The organism is Ralstonia sp. 1138 (assembly GCF_040544795.1).
GTDB classification, from domain to species: Bacteria; Pseudomonadota; Gammaproteobacteria; order Burkholderiales; family Burkholderiaceae; genus Ralstonia; species Ralstonia flatus.
This window is the reverse complement of sequence record NZ_JBEPKQ010000002.1, coordinates 341,099-363,520: the sequence shown is the minus strand read 5'-3', so window position 1 is coordinate 363,520 and position 22,422 is coordinate 341,099. Positions and strand designations below refer to the sequence as shown.

At 65.6% G+C, this 22,422-nt stretch carries 24 protein-coding genes; 12 read left to right on the top strand and 12 right to left on the bottom strand.

Features of this window, described 5'->3' with window-relative positions:
• The first annotated feature begins 59 nt into the window (after window positions 1-59).
• Window positions 60-449 carry an RT0821/Lpp0805 family surface protein gene (locus ABIC76_RS09370; RefSeq protein ID WP_102064106.1) on the top strand — a complete coding sequence of 130 codons (390 nt, stop codon included), beginning with the start codon at window positions 60-62 and terminating at the stop codon, window positions 447-449.
• A gap of 71 nt (window positions 450-520) precedes the next feature.
• Here ABIC76_RS09370 and ABIC76_RS09365 read toward each other — a convergent pair whose 3' ends face one another.
• Complete coding sequence (locus ABIC76_RS09365) at window positions 521-1,384, bottom strand: DMT family transporter (RefSeq protein WP_354533782.1); 864 nt, start codon at window positions 1,382-1,384, stop codon at window positions 521-523.
• A 351-nt stretch (window positions 1,385-1,735) separates the two neighbouring features.
• Window positions 1,736-2,008 carry a metal/formaldehyde-sensitive transcriptional repressor gene (locus ABIC76_RS09360; RefSeq protein WP_354533781.1) on the bottom strand — a complete coding sequence of 91 codons (273 nt, stop codon included), beginning with the start codon at window positions 2,006-2,008 and terminating at the stop codon, window positions 1,736-1,738.
• A 98-nt stretch (window positions 2,009-2,106) separates the two neighbouring features.
• On the opposite strand from ABIC76_RS09360, the gene ABIC76_RS09355 reads away from it, so the two are divergent.
• Complete coding sequence (locus tag ABIC76_RS09355; RefSeq protein ID WP_354533780.1) at window positions 2,107-3,222, top strand: nickel/cobalt efflux protein RcnA; 1,116 nt, start codon at window positions 2,107-2,109, stop codon at window positions 3,220-3,222.
• A gap of 209 nt (window positions 3,223-3,431) precedes the next feature.
• The gene (locus ABIC76_RS09350) at window positions 3,432-3,740 is read left to right on the top strand and encodes a hypothetical protein (RefSeq protein WP_027678745.1); all 309 of its coding nucleotides are present in this window, start codon (window positions 3,432-3,434) and stop codon (window positions 3,738-3,740) included.
• 54 nt (window positions 3,741-3,794) lie between these two features.
• Here the strand turns inward: ABIC76_RS09350 and ABIC76_RS09345 are convergent, their stop codons facing one another.
• Window positions 3,795-4,691, bottom strand: a complete 897-nt coding sequence (locus ABIC76_RS09345; protein WP_354533779.1) for a LysR family transcriptional regulator — start codon at window positions 4,689-4,691, stop codon at window positions 3,795-3,797.
• 98 nt (window positions 4,692-4,789) lie between these two features.
• Here ABIC76_RS09345 and tam point away from each other — a divergent pair, with 98 nt between their 5' ends.
• Entirely contained in the window at window positions 4,790-5,569 is a 780-nt protein-coding gene (gene tam / locus ABIC76_RS09340; protein ID WP_354533778.1) for a trans-aconitate 2-methyltransferase, read from the top strand.
• 86 nt (window positions 5,570-5,655) lie between these two features.
• Here tam and ABIC76_RS09335 read toward each other — a convergent pair whose 3' ends face one another.
• On the bottom strand, window positions 5,656-6,492 hold the full coding sequence (locus ABIC76_RS09335; protein ID WP_102064100.1) for a bifunctional allantoicase/(S)-ureidoglycine aminohydrolase: 837 nt from the start codon (window positions 6,490-6,492) through the stop codon (window positions 5,656-5,658).
• Between the two features lie 138 nt (window positions 6,493-6,630).
• The gene (argC, locus tag ABIC76_RS09330; RefSeq protein ID WP_354533777.1) at window positions 6,631-7,563 is read right to left on the bottom strand and encodes an N-acetyl-gamma-glutamyl-phosphate reductase; all 933 of its coding nucleotides are present in this window, start codon (window positions 7,561-7,563) and stop codon (window positions 6,631-6,633) included.
• Window positions 7,564-7,677: 114 nt separating this feature from the next.
• Here argC and ABIC76_RS09325 point away from each other — a divergent pair, with 114 nt between their 5' ends.
• Window positions 7,678-8,562 carry a LysR family transcriptional regulator gene (locus tag ABIC76_RS09325; RefSeq protein ID WP_354533776.1) on the top strand — a complete coding sequence of 295 codons (885 nt, stop codon included), beginning with the start codon at window positions 7,678-7,680 and terminating at the stop codon, window positions 8,560-8,562.
• Window positions 8,563-8,730: 168 nt separating this feature from the next.
• Complete coding sequence (locus ABIC76_RS09320) at window positions 8,731-10,050, top strand: MFS transporter (RefSeq protein WP_354533775.1); 1,320 nt, start codon at window positions 8,731-8,733, stop codon at window positions 10,048-10,050.
• A 4-nt stretch (window positions 10,051-10,054) separates the two neighbouring features.
• Here the strand turns inward: ABIC76_RS09320 and ABIC76_RS09315 are convergent, their stop codons facing one another.
• The 5 genes from ABIC76_RS09315 to ABIC76_RS09295 all read right to left on the bottom strand — a co-directional run bounded on the left by ABIC76_RS09315 (window position 10,055) and on the right by ABIC76_RS09295 (window position 15,035).
• The gene (locus tag ABIC76_RS09315; protein ID WP_102064096.1) at window positions 10,055-10,486 is read right to left on the bottom strand and encodes a polyketide cyclase; all 432 of its coding nucleotides are present in this window, start codon (window positions 10,484-10,486) and stop codon (window positions 10,055-10,057) included.
• Between the two features lie 48 nt (window positions 10,487-10,534).
• Complete coding sequence (locus ABIC76_RS09310; RefSeq protein WP_027678753.1) at window positions 10,535-10,972, bottom strand: carboxymuconolactone decarboxylase family protein; 438 nt, start codon at window positions 10,970-10,972, stop codon at window positions 10,535-10,537.
• Between the two features lie 86 nt (window positions 10,973-11,058).
• The gene (pdxR, locus tag ABIC76_RS09305) at window positions 11,059-12,516 is read right to left on the bottom strand and encodes a MocR-like pyridoxine biosynthesis transcription factor PdxR (protein WP_354533774.1); all 1,458 of its coding nucleotides are present in this window, start codon (window positions 12,514-12,516) and stop codon (window positions 11,059-11,061) included.
• Between the two features lie 78 nt (window positions 12,517-12,594).
• Window positions 12,595-13,809, bottom strand: a complete 1,215-nt coding sequence (locus tag ABIC76_RS09300; protein ID WP_354533773.1) for an NnrS family protein — start codon at window positions 13,807-13,809, stop codon at window positions 12,595-12,597.
• 20 nt (window positions 13,810-13,829) lie between these two features.
• Entirely contained in the window at window positions 13,830-15,035 is a 1,206-nt protein-coding gene (locus ABIC76_RS09295) for a globin domain-containing protein (RefSeq protein WP_354533772.1), read from the bottom strand.
• Between the two features lie 228 nt (window positions 15,036-15,263).
• On the opposite strand from ABIC76_RS09295, the gene ABIC76_RS09290 reads away from it, so the two are divergent.
• The 6 genes from ABIC76_RS09290 (at window position 15,264) to ABIC76_RS09265 (ending at window position 20,269) form a co-directional block, all read left to right on the top strand.
• A complete protein-coding gene (locus tag ABIC76_RS09290) occupies window positions 15,264-15,737 on the top strand; it encodes an RrF2 family transcriptional regulator (RefSeq protein ID WP_102064092.1) in 474 nt (157 codons plus the stop codon).
• Window positions 15,738-16,017: 280 nt separating this feature from the next.
• A complete protein-coding gene (gene dinD / locus ABIC76_RS09285; RefSeq protein WP_502947851.1) occupies window positions 16,018-16,932 on the top strand; it encodes a DNA damage-inducible protein D in 915 nt (304 codons plus the stop codon).
• Window positions 16,933-17,167: 235 nt separating this feature from the next.
• Complete coding sequence (locus ABIC76_RS09280) at window positions 17,168-17,554, top strand: DUF2795 domain-containing protein (RefSeq protein WP_354533771.1); 387 nt, start codon at window positions 17,168-17,170, stop codon at window positions 17,552-17,554.
• A gap of 26 nt (window positions 17,555-17,580) precedes the next feature.
• The gene (locus ABIC76_RS09275) at window positions 17,581-18,120 is read left to right on the top strand and encodes a DUF4142 domain-containing protein (RefSeq protein WP_354533770.1); all 540 of its coding nucleotides are present in this window, start codon (window positions 17,581-17,583) and stop codon (window positions 18,118-18,120) included.
• A 35-nt stretch (window positions 18,121-18,155) separates the two neighbouring features.
• Window positions 18,156-18,362 carry a hypothetical protein gene (locus ABIC76_RS09270; RefSeq protein ID WP_354533769.1) on the top strand — a complete coding sequence of 69 codons (207 nt, stop codon included), beginning with the start codon at window positions 18,156-18,158 and terminating at the stop codon, window positions 18,360-18,362.
• A 248-nt stretch (window positions 18,363-18,610) separates the two neighbouring features.
• Window positions 18,611-20,269, top strand: a complete 1,659-nt coding sequence (locus tag ABIC76_RS09265; protein WP_354533768.1) for an S-layer protein — start codon at window positions 18,611-18,613, stop codon at window positions 20,267-20,269.
• A gap of 12 nt (window positions 20,270-20,281) precedes the next feature.
• On the opposite strand, the gene ABIC76_RS09260 is transcribed toward ABIC76_RS09265, so the two are convergent.
• Together ABIC76_RS09260 and ABIC76_RS09255 are read right to left on the bottom strand one after the other, a co-directional pair.
• The gene (locus ABIC76_RS09260) at window positions 20,282-21,757 is read right to left on the bottom strand and encodes a sensor histidine kinase (protein WP_354533767.1); all 1,476 of its coding nucleotides are present in this window, start codon (window positions 21,755-21,757) and stop codon (window positions 20,282-20,284) included.
• Entirely contained in the window at window positions 21,735-22,415 is a 681-nt protein-coding gene (locus ABIC76_RS09255; protein WP_045785346.1) for a response regulator, read from the bottom strand. Before ABIC76_RS09255 ends, ABIC76_RS09260 begins: the two co-directional genes overlap by 23 nt.
• Window positions 22,416-22,422: the final 7 nt, after the last annotated feature.

Here is a 22,422-nt window from a genome sequence, read left to right as displayed (position 1 = left end):
CGGCCGTTGCCGCATGGTCTAGGATGGAGGCTCCTTCTCGTCACATCCCTGGGGGTCTCATGTCGTATCGCCGCCGTCTTGCGTTCGCTTTTGCGGGCGCCGCGCTGTTTGCTGCCGCCACGCCGTCGTTCGCGTATTTCCGCAACGTGCTGGCCAGCACCATCATCGGCTCGATGAGCCCGACGGAGTTGAAGTCGTTCACCAAGGCCATCGGCGATGTGCTGAAGAGCACCGCCGACAACACGCCCACGCAATGGAGTTCGCCCGCCGCGGGCAAGCAGCCTGCCGTCGACGCGACCATTACGCCGCTGGAATCCAAGACCGACGCCGGCCAGCCGTGCCGCCGCCTGCAGAGCGAACTGACGCGCGGCAGCAGCAAGGAACAGTGGACGGCGTGGCTGTGCAAGCAGCCCAGCGGCGAATGGAAGTTGCGGCGGCTGGCGCAGTAAGGCATGGGCTACCGGGCAGTCTGTAGCGCGGGCGAGCCGCCACGCTCCAGCGGCTCGCCCACCGGCTGCACTCAGCGGGCCGCCCGAAACGCCACTGCCAACCCCAGCAGAATCATCGCCATCCCCGCCATGGCGAGGAGCGCCAGGCGATGGCCAAGGACGAGGTCATCCAGCAGCGCCGTCACCACCGGCACGAGGTAGAACAGGCTCGTCACGTTGACGAGATTGCCGCGCTGCATGAGCCGGTAGAACAGCAACTGCGCTCCCACTGACATCACCACGCCCATCCACAGCAAGGCGGCGATGCCGGGCAAGCTGGGCGTGAACGTTAGCGATTGCGAGGGCAGGGCGAAAGCAAACCCCGCACACAGTACGAGGCTCACCGCGTTCTGCAACGGCAGCGTATCGATGGGCGACTGGTTCAGCCGCTTCTGCCCGATGGCGCCGACCGTCATGCAGAACAGCGCGGCCAGCGCATAGCCGAGACCGGCCATCGGCACCTGTTGCGCATCGGCCCCGCCCACCACCAGCGAAAGGCCGCCCAGCGCGAGGAGGAGGCCGGCCATCCGTGGTGCGGACCAGGTACGTTCAGTCACGAGCAGCGTGAGCAGCGGCTGCACGCCGAGCACCGTTGCCAGCAGCCCGGGCGTGAGGCCGCGGTCCAGCGCGAGCAGATAGCAGATCGAATAGCCGCCGGTCAGCAATGCACCGGTGGCGGCGACCTTCAGCCGTGAGCCCGGCGCCGGCCACCACCGCCCGCGCCGCAGGCCAAGGCCCGCCAGCACCAACGACGCGAGCGCAAAGCGCCCGACCAGAAACGCGAACGCCGGGACATGCTGCACCCCGATCTCCGCAAAGATTGCGCCGCTGCTCCACAGCAGCACGAATAGAACCGTCGCGCCGGACCCTGCCAGCGCGGCTTGCATGGAACGCATTCCACTCACCTGTCGAAAAAGGATGTCGGGTTCCGGCGCGCAGGCAAGCGCCTGCCTCGGGCGTGTGCCCGAGCCTGGTTCAGGTCAACCGGAAACGAAGCGGCTGGGAATCAGCCGAGAGCGGGCGGAGGCGGCGGCTGTGCAGCGACCGCGTCGTAGCCCCAGGAGACGACAGGAGGTGGGAAGGGCCCGGGCTGCACGCACACGTCATCCACGCGGGCGCGATGGCCGGCGGCGATGAGGGTGGCGTGAAGTCGGGACATGATGAAGATTCGAAGAATCAGAATCAGAATTGGCCGATGGCGTTGCAGCAGCCTATCGGGATCGCGCACAGGGCGCAAGCGCGACGCGTTACTTCAGGTACGACTTGATCACCTGCATCACCGCATCGAGGTCTTCCTGGCGTTGCGCCTCGGCCGGTTCCTTCACGACGTGATCGGTGAGGTGACCTTCGATGACCGCTGCCATCAGTCCGTTGACCGCACCGCGAATCGCCGCGATCTGCTGCAGGACGGCCGTGCAATCGCCCTCTTCGGCGAGTTGTTTTTCCAGCGCTGCGGCCTGCCCCTGGATGCGCCGCACGCGCGCCAGCAGCTTGGCTTTGTCGCGGATGGTATGGGCCATGGGTCGGGTATCGAGGTGAAGTGAACGACGCGGGAGGGTAGCATCACTATACTCGGGGGGAGTATATTTCGCCTACCCGATTTCACTGCCTTCCCTCCATGACCGCGTTCACCACCCTGCTGCAGCAAGGCAATGCCTGGCTGTTCGTTCCCAGTGCGATCCTGCTCGGTGCGCTGCATGGCCTGGAGCCCGGGCATTCCAAGACGATGATGGCGGCGTTCATCGTTGCGATCCGTGGCACGCTCACGCAGGCGGTGTTGCTCGGGCTGTCGGCCACGGTGTCGCATACGGCGGTGGTGTGGGCGGTGGCCATGGCGGGCCTGTACTTCGGCCGCAACTGGAACGCAGAAACCACCGAGCCCTATTTTCAGATGGTGTCGGCCGTGCTGATCGTGGCCGTGGCAGCGTGGATGATGTGGCGCACCTGGCGCAGCACGCACGCAGCGCACGACCACGATCATCATCACCATGACGGCGGTCACAGCCATGACGAGATCCAGCGCATCGACACCGGCCACGGCATCGTGCAACTGGCCATCTTCGAAGATGGCGCGCCGCCGCGCTTCCGGCTGACACGCGAGGGCACGCGCGGCAACGCATGGTCGGCCGAGCAGGTGCAAATCGTGACGGAGCGGCCCGACGGCAGCCGGCAAACCTTCCGCTTCGTCCAGCGCGACGGCTTTCTGGAATCGGAGCAAGTCATTCCCGAGCCGCACGCTTTTGTAGCGCGCCTGTCGCTCGGGCATGAACACCATCGGCATGACTACGACGTCACGTTCACCGAGCATGATCACAGCCATGGCGGGCTCGATGTGTCATCTACCGAATACCAGGACGCCCACGAGCGCGCGCACGCCGACGACATCCGCCGCCGTTTCACCAACCGTGAAGTCACCACCGGCCAGATCATCGTGTTCGGGCTCACGGGCGGGCTGATTCCGTGCCCGGCGTCGATCACCGTGTTGCTGTTGTGCCTGCAGCTCAAGAAGATCACGTTGGGCGCGGCGCTGGTGCTGTGCTTCAGCATCGGGCTGGCGCTCACGCTGGTGGCCTCCGGCGCGCTGGCCGCGCTCAGCGTGAAGCACGTCTCCCGCCGCTGGGGCGGCTTTGGTGAATTCGCACGCAAGGCGCCGTACCTGTCAGGCGTGCTGATCGCTCTGGTGGGACTGTACGTGGGGTGGCAGGGCGTGCACGGGTTGATGCAACTGCCGTAGCAACGTCTGCGCGTTTTGCGCAAAGCTGCATCCAGTGCCGTGCACCCTGCGTATCTGCAGGTACAGGCTGGTGCGGCAAGTTTTTCGTCGATGCAGTGTCAGGTTTGCATGCGCACCGCGACCAACCTGTGGGATCCGGGCGGCCACGCGCCGCGAGCGATCCGATGGAGCCGCCTCCGGCGGCACGTTCACCGCACGAGGAGTTCATCATGCACACCCGCCGCCTTACCCTGGCCTTGCTTGCCACGCTTTCCGCTTCCGCCGCGCTGTTCATCGCCCAACCGGCTTCGGCCGCGCAGGCCAAGTACGATCCGTACACGCAAGGCGCCGTCGACAAGACGGACCCGTTCACGCAGGGCGCCGACCGCCAGGCCGACACCTATGGCTATCTGTCGTGGAAGTACGATCGTTTCGATCCGTATGCGCAAGGCGCGGATCGGCAAACCAGCGCGCATGACGTGCTCGCATGGCGCGGCGATACGAGCTACCCGGGCAGCACGGACGGCGCACGCGCGTGAACGGCCCGTATGGCGTGAGAGGGACCGTATAAAACACGGCCCTCCGCGCGCGCATCACTTCACCGATGTTGCCCCGTCGACGATCCGGTCATACAACGCACGCGCTGCGGGCGACAGTTGCGCGGCCTTGCGCGTGACGAGCACCAGCGTGCGTGACACTTCCGGCTCGACCAGCTCCACCGTACGAATCATCGGGTACGCGTTCTTCTGCATCGCCAGCCGCGGCACCACCGCTGCGCCCAGGCCTTCGGCCACCAGCCCGAGCGCCGTTGAACTGCGCTGCACTTCGTAGAACGAATGCAGCGTCACGCCGCTCGCCTTGAGGGCACCGTCGAGCAGGCCGCGGTTGCCGCTGACCTCGCCGGCAAAGATGAGCGGGTAAGGCTGCAAGGCCTGCCACCGGATGCGGCGCCGCTTGGCGAGCGGATGATCGTCGCGGCAGACGAGGACGTACGGGTCGCTCGTCAGCGGCACGCTCACGAGTTCCGGATGCTGGTCGCCTGCAATGCTGATACCGAACTCGGCCTCACGACGCAGCACCGCCTGCAGCACGGACGCCGAGGCGTGGTCGAGAATCTTCACGCGATCGTGCGGGCGGTGCTCGGAGAACGCTCGCAGGATACGGGGCAGGTATTGCACGCCCACCGTGGGCACGCACGCGATGGTGATGTCGCCGCGCTGGCTCAGGCCGGTCTCGCGAATCTCCGTAAGCGCATCAGACAACTCATTGAGCAGCCGGCGCGCCTGCGGCAAAAAGCGCTCGCCGATTTCAGTCAGCTCGGTCCGGCGCGTGGTGCGCTCCACCAGCGCGACGCCAAGAAACGCCTCCAACTTGCGCAGGCGCTGCGTGATGGCGGTCTGCGTCACGTGGAGTGTGTCGGCGGCTTGCGTAAAGCTGCCACTCTCCGCAATCGCCACGAATGCCTGCACGCCGAGCGTATCGATTTTCATCAATGTTATGAATCAATTCGGAAATTGAATTCATTTTACTGATCGATTGGGAAACCGGACACTTTGCCCATCCCGCAAACCACGACAAGGAGCGCATCGTGACGACCCCACACGATTGGTACGCCAAGCAGTATGTGCAATTCGAGGATGAGCGCACGCGGCCGGTCCGGGACCTGCTCGCTGCGGTGCCGCCGACGCCCGTCCATATCGCCATCGATATCGGCTGCGGACCGGGCAATTCGACGGAAGCGCTGATGGCGCGTGCGCCTGCCGCAGCTGTTCGCGGCATCGATGCCTCGGCCGACATGATTCAAGCCGCACGCAAGCGCCTGCCTGAGGTGCGCTTCGATGTGGCCGACATTGCTGCGTGGGATGAGCCCGGCGCGTATGACCTGATCCTCGCCAATGCGGTGCTGCAATGGCTGCCGGCGCACGACACGCTGTTTCCGAAACTCGTCGGCAAACTTGCTGTGGGTGGCCATTTGGCCGTGCAGATGCCGGACAACCTTGACGAACCGGCGCACCGCCTGATGCGCGAAGTGGCCGCAGCGGGGCCGTGGGCCGGCAAGCTCAAGGGCGTGGAGCGCACGGAGCGCTTCGATGCGCGCCGCTATTACGCGCTGCTCGCGCCGCTGTGCTCGCACGTCGACGTGTGGCGCACCACGTACATGCACCCGCTGCAAGGCGGGGCGGATGCGGTGGTCGAATGGTTCAAGGGCAGCGCGCTGCGGCCGTTCCTCGCAGCGCTAAGCGAAGACGAGCGACCCGCATTCCTCACCCACTATCGCGACGCCATCGCCCAGGCCTATCCGGCACTCGACGATGGCACGGTGCTGCTGCCGTTCCCCCGGCTGTTCATCGTGGCGACGCGCAAGTAGGCGTAATCGCAGAAACAAAAATGACCGCCATGAAAAAAGCCCGACGGCAGACCACCGGCGGGCTTTTTATCTGACACCTGCGGCGCTTAACGCGACGGGTTCAGGGTCAGGTTCATGTGACGATTCACATCCTTGTACAGCAGGTAGCGGAAGCGGCCGGGGCCACCCGAATAGCAGGCCTGCGGGCAGAACGCACGCAGCCACATGAAGTCGCCGGCTTCCACCTCGACCCAGTCCTGATTGAGGCGATAGACCGCCTTGCCTTCGAGCACGTACAGGCCGTGCTCCATCACGTGGGTTTCGGCAAACGGAATCACGCCGCCCGGCTCGAACGTGACGATGTTGACGTGCATGTCGTGGCGCATGTCGCTCATGTCGACAAAGCGCGTCGTCACCCACGCGCCATTGGTGCCCGGCATCGGGATCGGCTCGACGTCCTGCTCGTTCGTCACGAAGGCTTCCGGCAGGGGAATGCCGTCGACGACCTGGTAGTGCTTGCGAATCCAGTGGAAGCGCACCGCGGCGTCGCTGACGTTGTGCAGCGTCCAGTCGGCGCCCGGCGGAATGAATGCATAGCCGCCCGGCGTGAGCGTGTGCTTCTTGCCCTGCAGCGTCAGCTCGGCTTCGCCTTCAACGACGAACAGCACGGCTTCGGCGTTCTTGTCCTGCTCGGGCTTGTCGCTGCCGCCGCCCGGGTTCACTTCAACGATGTACTGCGAGAAGGTTTCGGCAAAACCCGACAGCGGGCGGGCGATCACCCACAGGCGCGTGTTCGTCCAGAACGGCAGCCAGCTCGTGACGATGTCGCGCATCACCCCCTTGGGGATCACTGCGTACGCCTCGGTGAACATCGCGCGATCGGTCAGCAGATCCGTCTGCGGCGGATGGCCGCCATGCGGCGCGTAATACGTGGTCTTAGACATGTTGCATTCAGGCAATGGGTTGGTCCGGCCCCGAGCGCAAACAGCAACAGGCGGTTCGTACGCGGGCGGCGTTGACGATAGCGAAGTCGCCCACAATCGACCAATTAAATGTTGCGATGCCTTCCATTCGATTTGCCACTACCGCGCCAGCATCAGATCAAGGTTCTGGACCGCCGCGCCTGAAGCGCCTTTGCCGAGGTTGTCGAACACCGCCGTGAGCAGGACCTGGCCGTGGTCGTTGGCGAACACGGCCAGCCGCATGTCGTTGGTGCCGTTGAGCGCCTGCGGATCGAGATACGGCACGGCGGACGGCACCTGCAGCGGCACCACCTCCACATGCTGCGCGCCAGCGTAGTGGTCGGCCAGACATGCGTGCAGCGCAGCCGCATCCACGCCCGCGTTGAGCAGACGCAGCTCAAGCGGCACCGTCAGCACAATGCCCTGGCGATACGCGCCGTAGGCTGGGACGAACATCGGCCGCTGCGTGAGCCCGGCGTGCAGTTGGATCTCCGGCGTGTGCTTGTGCGCCAGACCCAGCCCGTAGACCTGGAACGGCAGGGCGTTTGCTGCCTCTGGCCCCTCGTAGGTTTCCACGGCAGCGCGGCCGCCGCCCGAATAGCCGGACACGGCTTGAATGCTGATGGGGTAATCCGCCGGCACAAGGCCCGCCTGCACGAGCGGGCGCAGCAGCCCGATCGCGCCGGTCGGGTAGCAGCCCGGGTTGGTCACGCGCGACGCGCCCGCAACACGTTGAGCTTGCTCCTCGCTCATCTCCGGAAAGCCGTAGACCCAGCCCGGCGTGGTGCGATGCGCGGAGCTGGCGTCGATCACGCGCACGCGCGGGTTGACGATGGCCGCGACCGCCTCGCGCGCGGCCGCATCGGGCAGGCACAGGATGGCGATATCGCAGGCGTTGATGGCCTCGGCACGGCGTTGCGCGTCTTTGCGGGCGTCGGCGGGAAGCGTCAGCAGTTTCAGGTCTTGCCGCTCGACACGGCCGCGCAGACGCTCGTGGATTTGCAGGCCGGTGGTGCCTTGGTCGCCGTCGATGAAGACGAGGGGCGTGGACATGGCGGGCGCTCCCAGGGAAAGAAGTTGGTGATGAATGCGAGCCTCCATCTTCGAGCGCGACCTAGAATATGAAAAGTTGAATTTCACAACCGTCACATTCAGCTTTCCTGAATCATGCGAGAGATCAGCCTGGACCGCCTTCGCACGCTCGTCGAAGTTGCCCAGCGCGGTTCGTTTGCCGACGCGGCGCGGGCGCTGCATCTGGCGGCGCCCACCGTCAGCCTGCACATTGCCGAACTGGAAGATCGCGTGGGCGCGCAGTTGCTCTCTCGCAAGCGCGGGCAGGTGCAGCCCACCGCCATCGGCGAGGTGATGGTGGAGCGCGCCCGCAAGCTGCTGGCCGATGCCGAGCAGGCGCTGGACGACATCCAACGCCAGGTGCAGGGACTGAGCGGGCGCGTACGGCTGGGCGCGTCCACCGGCGCCATCGCCCACCTGCTGCCGCAAGCGCTGGAGGTGCTGCGGCAAGACCACCCCGGCATCGACGTGCAGGTGGCGGTGCTCACGTCGCAGGAAACGCTGGCGAGGCTCGCCGATGGCGCGCTCGACATTGGCCTCGTGGCACTGCCGCAATCGCAGGTGGCGGGGCTCGCCATCAAGCCATGGCGGCGCGATCCGGTGATGGCGTTCCTGCCGGCGCACTGGACGAGCCCCGCGCGCATCACGCCGGCTTGGCTGAGCGCGCAGCCGTTGATCCTCAACGACGCCACCACGCGTCTGTCGCGCCAGACGACCGAGTGGTTCGCCACGGACGGTTATCACCCCGTGCCGCGCATCCAGCTCAATTACAACGACGCCATCAAGAGCCTGGTCGCCGCCGGTTATGGCGCCACGCTGCTCCCGCACGAGGCGTCCGCCGCACCGTCGGATGTGCGCATCAGCATGCGGCCGCTGCGGCCTGCGTTGTGGCGCGAACTTGGCATCGCGCACCGGGCCGGCCACGTCGAGCGATCGACGCAGCATGTGCTCGATGTACTTTGGATGCTGCGCGCGAAATAGCGCATTGCGCGCCTTGGCACCGTGACGAGGCGGAGAATCCGCTGAATAAAGTTTGACTTCTTGTGTCGCGACAACTATCGTAAGATATGTTTTTCGACACAACACGGCCCGCCTGGCTGCCCATTCCGAGCCGCGCACGCCGCCTCCTCCCTTTCTTTCTTCGCCCTCATGCCTCTACTTGATCCCTCGCGCGAGCGCCGGTTGCTCTGGCTGCTCGCGCTCACGCAGTTCACCGTCATCATGGATTTCATGGTGATGATGCCGCTTGGTCCGCAGATCATGCATACGTTTGGCATCGGCCCGGCGGCGTTCGCCACGGCCGTGTCGGTGTATTCGCTGTGCTCGGGTGCTTCCGGCCTGTTGGCCGCCACCTACATCGACCGCTTTGACCGGCGCCGGCTGCTGCTGGCCGTCTACGGCCTCTTCACGCTCGCCAACCTGGCGTGCGCGCTGTCGGGCAGCTACAGCATGCTGCTGTTTGCACGCGCATTTGCGGGCGTTACGGGCGGCGTGCTCGGGTCAATCATCATGGCCGTGCTGTCCGACGTGATTCCGCCCGCGCGGCGCGGCGCGGCCACCGGCGTGGTGATGTCGTCCTTTGCGCTGGCGGCCATGGCCGGCGTGCCGGTCGGCATTGCCATTGGCGCACACTTCGGCTGGTCGGCGCCGTTCTTCCTGCTGACGGCACTCACGGTGCTGATCTGGCTGGGCGCGCGGCAAACGGTTCCGCCGCTGGCCGAGCATCTGGCCGGCAATCGCAGCCAGACGCTGGGCGAGGTGCTCTCCGGCCTGTGGCGGTTGCTCACCAACCCGCGCCATCTGCGTGCCTTCGTGCTGACCTTCGTGATGATGGGCTCGCACATGCTGGTGATTCCGTTCATCTCGCCGGTGCTGGTGGCCAACCACGGCGTGGCGCCTGAAAACCTGTCGTGGCTGTATGTGGCGGGCGGCGCGGCGTCGTTCTTCAGCTCGCGCGCGGTGGGCAAGCTGGCCGACCGCTACGGCCGCCGGCGCGTGTTCGTGGCTGCTGCACTGCTGGCGTTCATCCCGGTGCTGCTCATGACGCATCTGCCTGAATGGCCGTTCATCGGCATGCTGCTGTTCTTCCCGTTCTTCATGGTCATCCTCTCCAGCCGCATGGTCCCGATGCAGGCATTGATGACGACGGTGCCCGCTCCGCAAGTGCGCGGCGCGTTCCTGTCGGCCAACAGCGCGGTGATGTCGGTGGGGACCGGCGTGGGTGCGTGGCTGGGCGGGCTGCTGCTGTCCGGCGGTGCAGGCGGCCGCATCGAGGGCTATGGCCTCAACGGCTGGCTGGCCGTGGCGGCCGGGCTCTTCTGCGTGTTCTGGGTGAGCCAGGTGAAGGGCTCGGATGCGCAAGGCGATCCGTCGCTGGCGGCATCGCCTGCAGCACCGGCATCGGCTGCACATGCCGGCGCGTCGGGTCCGCAAACGGTGCCGCAAGCACCGCAGGCGGACAAGGCCTGACCGGCTATTCGGCTTCCAGCACCGTCTTCAGCTTCACCAGGTCGCGCTGCACCCATTCGGCATCGGCGTTGAACTGCGCGTCGTCCATGTTCGGCTGCTGAAACAGCGTGAGCGAGACGGTGGTGCCGGCGCCGTTGCGCACCACGCGCAGCGGCACGTAGATGACCGATCCGTCGGGCAGGCGCACCCAGTGATCGGCGATGCCAAATTCATTGGGCGGGCTGAAGCGGATGAACACGGTGCCTTCGTCGCTGTTGGGCGCGGCCTTGGCGATCCACTCGTCGGGTGCGGCGCCCGAACCCTGCGTCCCGGGCGCGAGCCCTTCCGACAGGCCGGTCGCCCAGATCGGAAAGTTCAGCGGCTCGGCCAGGAACATGGCCACGTCATCGAAGTGACGCTCGACGTTGATGCTCAAGGTGCGGACGTTGTGCAGCATGAGGCCTCCGTGTGCGGCATTCGCCGTGCGAGGCAGTATATGCGGCGTTCAGGCGGGCAGCTTGCGAAAGCTGATGGCTAGGCGGTTCCACGTGTTGATGGTGCTCACCAGCAGCGTCAGGTCGACCAGCTCGGCATCGGAGAACTGCGCACGCACGGCCTGCCAGACGTCGTCGGGCACGCGCGTTTCTGCGACGAGCGTGACGGCTTCCGTCCAGGCCAGCGCGGCGCGTTCGCGGTCGGTGAAGAAGGGCGTTTCATGCCAGACCGAGACGGTGGCCAAGCGGCGGTCGTCTTCGCCGCCCTTGCGGGCATCGGCGGTGTGCAGGTCGACGCAATAGGCGCAGCCGTTGATTTGCGAGGCGCGCAGACGCACGAGTTCAGTCAGCGGTTTTTCCAGCGTGCTTTTGCCCAGCGCTTTTTCGAGGCCCATGACCGCCTGGATGGCGGCGGGATTGCTTTGATAGAAGTCGAGGCGGGGTTCCATGAGAGGCTCCTGTATTCGCTGTATTGAGAACTGGAGCCAGTCTAGGCGCGCAGGTGGCACCTTGGAATTGCCAATCCCCGCGAATATCAGGTAGCCACCTTGGCCAGCGCCTCCGCCAGCTTGCCGAGGCCCGCGTCGATCTCGGCAACGTTCACGTGGCCGTAGCCGATCAGCAGCCCGGGCTGCGGCGGCCGCGCCACATACATCCTGGCCGTGCCGTACAGCCCGACGCCGACGCTTTCCGCCAGCTTCACCAGCTCGGCCTCGGGCAACGGTGCGTGCACCTTCGCGGCCATGTGAATGCCCGCCGCTGACGGCACGGGGGCCAACCACGGCGCAAGCGGGCCACGCAGATGCCGCAGCAGCGCATCCCGGCGCGCCGCGTATTCCTTGTGCATGCGGCGCAGGTACTTGGCGAAATCGCCGTCGAGCATGAACTTGCCCAGCGCCGCCTGCATGAGCGATTCGCTGTGCCAGTCGGCCACCTGCTTGGCGTGCCGCAGCGGCGCCACCAGCGAAGCCGGCGGCACCACATAGCCGATACGCAGTTCCGGAAAGATCGTCTTCGAAAACGTACCGACGTAAGCCACGCAACCGGCGGTGTCCAGGCTTTCAAGCGATTCCATCGGGCGGCCGTCGAAGCGGAATTCGCTGTCGTAATCGTCTTCGATGATGAGCGCGTCATGACGCTGCGCCCAGTCGAGCAGTTGCGCGCGGCGCGCGAGGCTCATCGGCATGCCGAGCGGAAACTGGTGCGACGGCGTCACGTAGACGAGCTTGGCGTGCTTGGGCAGCGCATCAACGACGAGGCCTTCGGCATCGACCGGCACCGGCACGACGTTGGCGCCCAGGGCCTGCAGCGCAATGCGCGCGGGCGGATAGCCAGGATCTTCGATGGCGACGGTGTCGCCCGGGCGCACCAGCACGCGGGCGATCAGGTCGATGGCCTGCTGCGCGCCGTGCGTGACGACAATATCGGCCCAGGCACACACCACCGCGCGACTGAATGCGAGATAGCGCGAGATGGCCAGCCGCAGCGCCTGGTCGCCGGCCGGGTCGTGATAGCCGCCGCGTCCGCGCGCCTGCTGGCGCAATGCGTGCGCAACACAGCGGCGCCACACGTCGAAGGGAAACAGGCGCTTCTCGGTCACCCCGCCAACAAAATCGTGGACGATGTTCGCGCGCGGCTGGGGCAGCACCGCGGGCATGTTGTTCCACGGCGTGTCGAAGGCGCGGGCCACCGGCGCAGGCGACGCCAGTTGCGCCGCAGGCGAGGCCGTCGGCGTGCGTGCGCGCAATCCTTCGGTGGCCTCAGCGACGAAGGTGCCGGAACCGGCGCGCGTGCGCAGATAGCCCTCGGCGATGAGGCGTTCGAATACGTCGAGCGTGGTCTTGCGCGACACCCCGATCTGCAGCGCCAGGTCGCGCGTGGAAGGCAGACGCTCGCCCGGCACGAGCCGGCCGTCGAGGATGGCGGTGCGGAGTTGTCGATAGAGCTGGCCGGCAAGGTCATGCCGGCCGTGGATCGTCAAATGGACATCCATCGTGGGCGCAGTGTGCGAAGGGGCTGCGCCATTCTACGGAAGGTGCCGGAGGCGGGGCAGAGCGGCCAGGCCCGAAGTTCAGCCCTCCCGGCCGTCAGCGCGCGGCGCGATCAGCCACGGCGTGTAGCGCCACAGGTAGGTCACGAACGCTGCGACCCACAGCACGCTCGCCCCGCCGATCCACACCTCGCGCGGCAGCAATGCGGGGCCCGCCACGCGCACGAGTGCGGCCAGCGCGATGGCGGCATAGGCGAAATGCTCTGCCCGCCCCGTGCGCAGCATCCGGCCGGTGTGACCGAGCGCAGTGCGCGTGATCATCGCGATGATGGCGCCGCCGATGGCTCCCGCCGTGAGCGCATGCAGCGCGGTGGAACGGTCGCCCCAGCCGAGTGCAGCCGCAGCCAACATCGCAAAGCCGATCGGCAGGAAGACATACGCCACATGCAGGATGGAAACGATGGGCGTGCGCAGCGTGCGGCGGGTATCCCAGCCTGCCCAGCGGACGGCCTGCACGACGGCTGCCACCGCAAATACGATGGCGGGAACGATGCCTTGAAGCGGCGTCGCCAACATGACAACTGCGAGCGCCGTGGCCGGAACGACAGCGCGCTCGACCCACACCACACGGCGCACCTGCACGCCCGGAATCGCGTTGGACGTAAACATCGGGATGACGCGTCCGCCAATGACCGTGACGAACAGGCAGACCAGCCCGGCGGCCGCATCCAGGCAACGCAATGCGGCAAGGGGCGCCTCAAGCGCTAACGCGCCATGAAACGCTGCGTTGACGGCACCGAGCACCAGCAGCGCGATCGCCAATCCGTAGTTGCGTGCGCTCTTCGCGCGCCACAAAACGCGCAGAAACGCCACGACGCACGCCGGCAGGAACGCCATATCGGCTGCCACGGCCAGCGGCACAGGGCCCATCCACATCAGCACACGTGCCGCCAGCCATAGCCCAGCGAGCGCGGCGAGCTGCGGGCCTTGCGGGGTCTGCAGGCCCGTCCAGTTCTTGCCTGCGGTGAACAGAAAACCGACCACCACCGCTGCCGCAAAGCCGAACACCATTTCGTGTGCGTGCCAGAACAGGGGCGCCATCGTAGCCGGGCCTCGCGCCGAAGGCAGTACACCCAACAGCAACGCCGCCCACAACGCCATACCCAACACGGCAAACGCCGCCGCAAGCAGATAGAACGGTCGGAAGCCGAGCGCGAAGAGGGCCCGCCCCGAGTAAGGCACGCGGCTTGCCGGATCGGGCTTGCCGATGGTGAGCAACGGGGCAGGACGGGGCATGGTGAAGTCTGTGGTTCAAATCAAAGGATGTCGTCCAGCAGGTCGGGGCCGAACACTTCGCGATGGATGCGCTCCGACGGCACGCCGCGGGCGAGCAGCGCCGCACGCTGCGCCTGCATGAACGGCAGCGGGCCGCAGAGATAGAAGTCCGCGTCCGCCGCGTTATCGCGCACGAATGTGTCGACCGTCATGCGGCCGGGCCGTGCGGGGCGCGATGCGAACTCCACGTCTTCGCCGGACTCCAGGAAGACGTGCGCCTCGAAGGCCGGCAGCGCTTGCGCCGCGCGTTCCAGATCATCGGTGTGGGCAACATGCGAGGCGGCGCGGGCGGCGTGGCTAAACACGATCTTGCGGGCGCTGCTCCCCTGCGCCAGCGTGTTGAGCGCCGAGATCATGGGCGTAATACCAACACCCGCCGACATGAGGACGATAGGGTTGTCGGTCGCCAGTTGCGGCACGAAGTCGCCGTAGGGTTGGCTGACGAGCAGGACGTCGCCTTCGCGCGCATTGGCATGCAGCCAACTCGAAACGGTGCCCGCGGGGCGATCGGCGTCACCCGCATCGCGCTTGACCGAGATGCGCCACGTGCGGCCATTTGGCGCGTCCGATAGGCTGTACTGCCGCTGCTGGAGCACGCCCGGCGCCAGTTCCACTTGCACCGAGATGTATTGGCCCGGCAGGAAAGCGGCCAGCGGCGCATCACCCACGGCTTCGAGCGTGAGCGACACCACGTCTTCAGCCTGCTGACGGCGGCTGACAATGCGCACCGGCTGACGATGGTCGGGGCCGCTGCCGGTGTACTGGTACAGGCGCGCTTCAGCCGCGATCAACTCGGCGGCGAGCAGCCAGTAGGCTTCGTCCCAGGCCGCGAGCAGGTCAGGCGTGGCGGCGTCGCCCAACACTTCGGCAATCGCACCCAGCAGGTGGCGCGCAACGATCGGATAGTGGCTCGGCTTGATACCGACAGCGGCGTGCTTGTGCACGATGCGGTTGACCACGGGCGCCAGCGCGGCGTTGTTGCCATGGTTGGCGGCATACGCAAATACCGCCGAAGCCAGCGACTGCTGCTGCGACCCATTGGCCTGATTGCCCATGTTGAACAGGTTCGTCAACTCGGGATGGCTGGCGAACATGTTGCGATAGAAGGTCTGGGTGATGGTCAAGCCGTGCTCGCGCAGCACCGGAACGCTGGCAGCAATGTAGGGCTTGGACTGGTCGGACAGCATGCTGGACTCCAAATATGCGTGAAATATGCAACAAATAAGACGGGGGCGCCGTCACGCTTTTGTTCTGGATGGCCTGGTGCTCAGGCAACCGCTTGCGTTGGATTCTATTAAACGTATATTTGATATGCAACAAATAGACCTGCGTCAAACCGGCGCATCTCCAGCGGCAACTTCCGGATAAGATGCGCCTCTCATGAATGTTTTACCTGCAGAGCCCGCACGCCCGCCATGCGACTGACCGACTACACCGACTACGCCCTGCGCACGCTGATCTACGTGGCCGTGCATCCGGACGAACTCGTCACGATCCAGCGCATTGCGGATGCCTTCGGCATTCCCAAGAACCACCTCATCAAGATCGTCCAGCAGCTTGGGCAGGACGGCTTCCTGCATACCGTGCGAGGGCGCGCGGGCGGCATCACGCTCGGCCGGCCCGCTACCGAAATCAATCTCGGCGACGTGGTGCGCGCCACCGAGCCCGACTTCCGCATGGTCGAATGCTTCCAGGGCGACGACAACCACTGCGTCATCACGCGTGTGTGCGGCCTGCGCGGCGTGCTGCATGCGGCGTTGCAGGCGTACTTCGACGTGCTCGACGGCTATACGCTGCAGGATCTGGTCGACAAGCCGAACGCGGTCAACCGGGCGTTGGGAGAGGCACCGCTGCCGATGCCGCGTGCGGCCCGGCGCAAGGTGAGTTGATCCGTGCGCGCAGGAACGTTCGTCCGATGGCTTCCTACAGTCTCTTCGATGTATTGCCCCGCAGCCCTTCCAATCCGTCCGCCCTGCGCTGTCTAAGTCGCATTGCGCGCCTCAAAGCCGCCCACTGCGCCGCTCCGGCCCAACTCGAAGCGCTATTCGCCTCACTGCAGTACCGCTCCCCGCCGGGCACAAGTTGACAACGTTTGACAGCAAACGTGCCTGACGCTGCCTAAATTGTCCGCTCCGAAAACACTCGGCACCCAGGCTTCACGCTCCCGACATGCTGTCGGTCGGCAGCCCAGGTGCCGGCTATCTGGGAGCAGGCATGAGCGAAAGGCGCATCAACACCAAGCACGCACACACGTTTGAAAGCATCAAACAGCTGAACGAAGACGATTCCGAATTCTGGTTTGCACGCGACCTGGCGCCGATATTGGAATACCAGGATTGGCGCAACTTTGTGCAGGTGGTCGAAAAAGCAAAAATGGCCTGCCAGCGATCAGGCCAGGCCATCGAAGACCATTTCGGTGAGTTCAACAAAATGGTCGAACTCGGCTCCGGTGCGGTTCGCAAGATTGTGGACTTCCGGCTCACCCGCTACGCCTGCTACCTCATCGTCCAGAACGGCGACCCGTCGAAACCTGTCATCGCCAACGGGCAAACCTACTTTGCCGTACAGACGCGGCGCCAGGAACTGGCCGATCAAGCGCGCTTTGGCGCGATGTCTGAAGACACTCGCCGTCTCATGCTGCGTGGTGAGCTGACGGAGCACAACAAGGCTCTGACGACCGCCGCCAGGCGCGCGGGGGTGGAATCCGGACTCGACTACGCCATCTTCCAGAACCACGGCTACAAGGGCCTTTACGGCGGCCTGGGCGCCAAGGACATCCACGCCGCTAAAGGGCTCTCCAAGAAGCAGCAGATTCTCGATCACATGGGAAGCACCGAACTGGCCGCCAACCTGTTCCGGGCCACACAGACCGAAGACAAGCTGCGGCGTGAAGGCGTCCGCGGCAAGCGCGAGGCCAACCAGACGCACTTCGAAGTGGGTGCCAAGGTGCGTCAGACCATCAAGGAGATCGGCGGCACCATGCCAGAACACCTGCCAACGCCGGCAAAGAGCATCCAGCAGATCGCGAAGGAACAGAAGCGGCTGCAGCGCAGCGCCAAACCATCGGGAGAAGAGAGCAGCTGAGCCCGCGCAATCGCGGCTTAGAACAACACCCTTACCAAAGCGCGTCGGGAGACGCTTCATGCCCAAGACCCGCGCGCGTCAGCATCGCATGCTGACGTAGCCCGCGCGCCGCTTCTACCTTGAGCGGCTCTTCGGCGCTCACTGCATCCTCGCTCAGGCATGTTCACTGCTGCAAACCGGTCGTTGGCCGTGCCATTTCCGGTGACGGCCAAATCAACCGACCAGCGGAGGTGTCATGAAACCCACTCGCGACAAGAGCAAGCACGCGTCGCATTCGAAATCGACGTCGCAGAGCAATCGCAGTAGCGCATCGGCCAAGGAGCGTGGCGGACACGCCAGCCAGGGCAGCAGCGGCAAGTCGTCCGAACGTGCCGGTGCCAAGTCGCACGAGCGCGGCGCACATGGCGGGGGCGGAGGCGGAGGCGAACACGCAACGCACTCGCCGATCGGCATCCAAAAGGCCTTGAAGGGCGCGTCTTACCCGGCGAAGAAGCAGGAGCTGCTGAAGACTGCGCAGGCGAACGGCGCAGACGACAGCACGCTGAAGACGCTGCGCGATATGCCCGACGACGAGTACGACACGCCGGCCGCGGTTTCCAAGGCTGTCAGCAACGAAAAGTGATGCGCCTCGGCGCAGGAGGACGACTCATGAACAGATCGACACAGCGTTTGAGCGCGCGGCGCGTGGCCGCGTTGCTGGTGGCAGGTGCGCTCGGCTTTGGTGGTGCGTTGAGTGTGGCGCGGGCGGCGGCGGACAAGTCCGACACGACGTTCGTTACCAAGGCCGCGGCCGCGGGCATGCTCGAAGTGCAGGCCAGCCAGGTTGCGATTACGCGCGCGAGCAATCCCGACGTGCGCGCCTTCGCACAACGGATGGTGAAGGACCACACCACCGTTGGCGACGAACTCAAGTCCTTGGCCGGCAAGAAGGGGGTCACCGTGCCCGACAGCCTGCCCGCGGACGAGCGCGCGAAGGTCGACAAGCTCAGTGCGCTTGAAGGCGCGAAGTTCGACAAGGCCTACGCCGATGAGGTGGGCGTGAAGGCGCACAAGGAAGCGGTCTCGTTGTTCGACAAGGCTTCGAAGGACGCCAAGGACCCCGACATCAAGGCGTTCTTCTCGCACAACCTGCCTGCGCTGCGCGAGCATCTGCAGATGGCGGAGCAGTTGAAACCTGCAGTGAAATAGCGCTGCGGCAACACGCATCATTGACCGAGGTGATCATGAATAGCCGACACCAGAAGGGCGCCGGACATCCGTCCGGCGATGACACCTTCCTGACCGACGTGTCCGAGACCGATGCAGAGGGCACGACCGTGCGCGAAGCCGAAGTCCGCGAACGTGACATGTCCGAAGTGGACGGGCGGAAATCGCACCGCCAACCATCCGGCGAGGAGGAACGCGATACGTCTGCGAAGGACGCGCCCTGACGCCACACCGACATTGCAATCGACACGGCCCCGTTGATGGGGCCGTTTTTCTTTGCGCGCTGTTTGCGTATCCCGCCCATTCGCTGGGTTCCGCACCGCTTGTGGATTTAACACGGCGTCTTCACCAAACCGTCACGGTTGGACGCCAAGATGCCGCCACGCAAACGTTTCAGTCGTGCATGAGCCGCCCACACGCATGGGTGGCCGGAGGCGTTTGCGCGACCTCATCGAATCGACAGGAAACCACAATGCTTTCGACCAAGAAGACGCTGCTCGCGATCGCGGTGCCGGCGTGCATGACCCTCGGCCTGTACGCGTGCGGCGGCAGTGACGACCCCGCTCCCACCAACACGGCAGGCACCTCGCCCGCACCGGCACCGACCACGCCCACGCAGCCGGCCAAGCCGCAGGGCATGTGGACCACGGGCGATCTGCACGTGCACACGGCGGAGTCTGTCGATGCCGTCACGCCGCTGTCGACAGTGCTCGATCACGCATTCGACCTGAATGGCCTTGATTGGATGGCCGTGTCGAACCACCTGCGGCCGTCGCCGCGCGATGCCACGGGTGCCACGCTTGCCGGCGGCTCCATTGCCGCGTCGGCCGGGATCGCCAAGTACGAGATGCCCGCCATTGCGCAAGCGCAGGCGGCAGGCAAGTACGCCGGCAAGCTGATCTTCTCCGCGGCCGAGTGGGACATGCCCACGCACGATCACCTGAACGTGGGCATCTTCGATGGCACCGACAAGCTGCAGACGTCGGCCAAGGGCCTGAACAAATTTGAGTACTTCTTCACGCAGCAATCTGCATCGCTGTTCGATCCGAACGATGTGACCGCATGGCAGCAGGAAGGCCCGCGCGCCGGCACAACACACACCGACGTGGTCAATGCCTTCAAGTGGCTCAAGACGAATTACCCGAACAGCAGCTACGGTCTGATCAACCACCCGTCGCGCAACCCGGGCAAGTACACGGTGGCGGACTTCCGCGAGTTCAACGACACGGCGCCCGACATCATGTTCGGCATCGAAGGCATGGTCGGTAACCAGATGGAACCCGATCGCGGCGGCTATACCAGCGCCTACATCGACGCCAACTTGAAGAACCGCACCTACGGCGGCGTCGACTACGTGGTCGCGCAAGTCGGCGGCGTCTGGGATGCGCTGCTCGGCGAGGGCCGCCGCATCTGGAACTTTGCCGATTCCGACCACCACTTTGAAGTGGATGCCACGCAGCAGTTCAGCAGCGGCTACTACCCCGGCGAATACGCCAAGACCTATATCTGGCTGCCCGGCACCAGCCCCGACCTGAAGACGCTGCTGGCGGCCATGCGCTCGGGCAAATCGTTCGCCGTGTTTGGCGACCTCATCAACGCGCTGGATTTCACCGCCGGCACCGCGGCCACGTCAGCCGACATGGGTGGCACGCTCACGGCCAAGGCCGGCGACAAGGTGACGATCACCATCCGCTTCAAGAGCCCCGATCACAACAACTATGAGTACCCGCTCGGCAGCGGCTTCAAGGTCAACATGCGGCCGGTGGTGGATCATGTCGACCTGATTGCCGGCGACGTGACGGGCAAGGCGGCATCGGGCACGCCGGCCTATGCGAAGGACACCAACGACTCCACCAAGGTCGTCGCCACGTTCACCAAGGCGGACTGGAAGGTCGACGCAGATGGCTACAACACCGTCACGTACACCTACACGGCCGCCAAGAACCAGTACTTCCGCCTGCGCGGCACGAACCTCGGCATGAACGTGTCGGGCGAAACCAGCAACGGCAATCCGCTGCCCGATCAGAAGACCGTGGTGACGGAAAACGCTGCACGCTTCAACGCCATCAACGATCGCAACTACAACGATCTGTGGTTCTACTCGAACCCGGTGTTCGTGTCGGTGCAATAAGCGCCGCAGCCGTCAGGCAGGCGCGGTGACGGACGCTGCGGCGGGCGCGCTCGTGCGCCGCAGCCACACCGTCACCGCCAGCCCGACGCCGCCCGGCCCGGGCGCCAGCGCAATCTGCCCGCCCATGCGATCCACGATCTGCCGCACGATCGCCAGGCCCAGGCCGCTGCCTTGGGTCTGCGTGCCTTCCAGGCGCGTGAAGCGTTCGAACACCCGTGTGTACGCCTCGGGCGGAATGCCAGGGCCGTTGTCGATCACGGCCAGCATGGCCCAACCGTAGTCCGCCGACACCTGCACCGTCACGTGGCCGCCTTCCTGCGTGTAGCGCACGGCGTTGTCGACGAGGTTGAACAGCAGGGCGGCGATCAGCGTGCGGTTGCCCGACGTCCACACAGGCTGTTCAGCGGGCTCGATGCCCAGATCGATCTGGCGGCCATCGGCCAGCAGCGCGAGGTCTTCCAGCACGGTACGCGCCACCTGTGAGAGGTCCACCGCCTCGCTCGTCGCGGCCGAGGCTTCGGCCTGAGACAGCAACAGCAAGTCGTTGATGAGATCCGCCAGATTGCGCGTGCTGGTGCGCGCGGCTTTCAGGACTTCGTGGAGCGCGGCATCGGCGTTGGCTTGCGCTGCCACCTGCATCTGCGTATCGAGAATCGCCAGCGGCGTGCGCATCTGGTGCGCGGCATCCGCAATGAAGCGCTTCTGCGTGAGCGCGTTGTCGGCAATGCGCTGCAGGTACTGGTTGAACGCGCCGGCAATCGGCTGCAGTTCGTGCTGCAGGCCGTCGGGGTCGAGCGGCGCAAGGTCGGTGGGCGCGCGTGCCGACACATTGCCGGCCAATCGCAAGATCGGTCGCAGTTCCAGCGTCAGGCCGATGAGGATCATCGCCAGCGCAAGGCCCACCAGCGCGAGTTGGCGCACGGTGGCCGGCCACCACAACTGGCGGATCATCGCGTCGCGCCCGTTCGTGGTTTGCGCGACGCGCGTGACGACGCGCTCGGTGCGGCCGGCGTCGTACATGGTGCGCACCACGGCCGCCACGTGCACGGGCTGGCCCTCTACGGTATCGGTGTAGGTGCCGGCGTCCGCCAGGCCCGCCGCATCAAACGCGGGGCGCGTGCCGAAGTCCAGCCGCCCGGCCAGCAGCCGGCCATGCTCTGTGCTGACCTGGTACGTGACCTGGTCGCGCACGGGGCTTTCGGGCGCGGCAAACACCGCCAGCGCGGCCGGCGGCACCGAGACGCGCAAGCGACCTTCGTCCCATTCGACCTGGCCGCTGATCATCTGCGCGGCCGTGTCGAGCGCGTGAAAGTGCACGAGATCGGCGTTGTGGCGTGCGGCGGCCAAGTCCAGCCAGCCGTCCGCCGCCACATAGACGACCAGCGGCAATGCCAGCCACAACACCAGCCGCGCACGCAGGCTGTGCGCCCGCGCAGGGGCGGGGCCCGACTGCGCTGGCGCTGGATCAGGACTGCGCAGCAGAGGCATCGCGCAGCAGGTAACCGAGGCCGCGCAGCGTAACGATGGTGGCAGCGGAATGCTCCAGCTTCTTGCGCAGGCGGTGGATGTAGATTTCGATGGCCTCGGGGCTGGCTTCGTCGTCCATCCCGAACACGCCGTTCACCAGTGCCGGTTTGGACACGGTGCGCCCGAGCTTGAGCATGAGGATTTCGAGCACGGTGTGCTCGCGCGCAGGCAGCACCAGAGGCTGGCCGGCCAGATTGAAGGTGCGGCTGCCGGTGTGGTACGTCAGGTCGCCGCATTGCAGCTCGACGGATTGGTCGGGCGCACTGCGCCGCACGAGCACCTGGATCCGCGCAATCAACTCGCGAATCTCGAACGGCTTGACGAGGTAGTCATCGGCGCCGGCACCCAGGCATGCGACCTTGTCGTCGATCCCGCCGCTGGCCGTGAGGATCAGCACCGGCACGGCGTTGCGCCGTCCGCGCAAACGTTGCAATACGCCTTGCCCCGACAAGGTGGGCAGTTGCAGATCGAGCAGCACCACGTCGTAGTGTTGCGTGAGCAACAACGTGTCGGCAGATTCGCCATCGGTGGCGTGATCCACCGTGAAATGGGCGCGGCGCAGGGCTTCAGACAGCCAGTGCGCCAGCGGGGCGTTGTCTTCGATCAGGAGCAGCTTCATGCGAAAA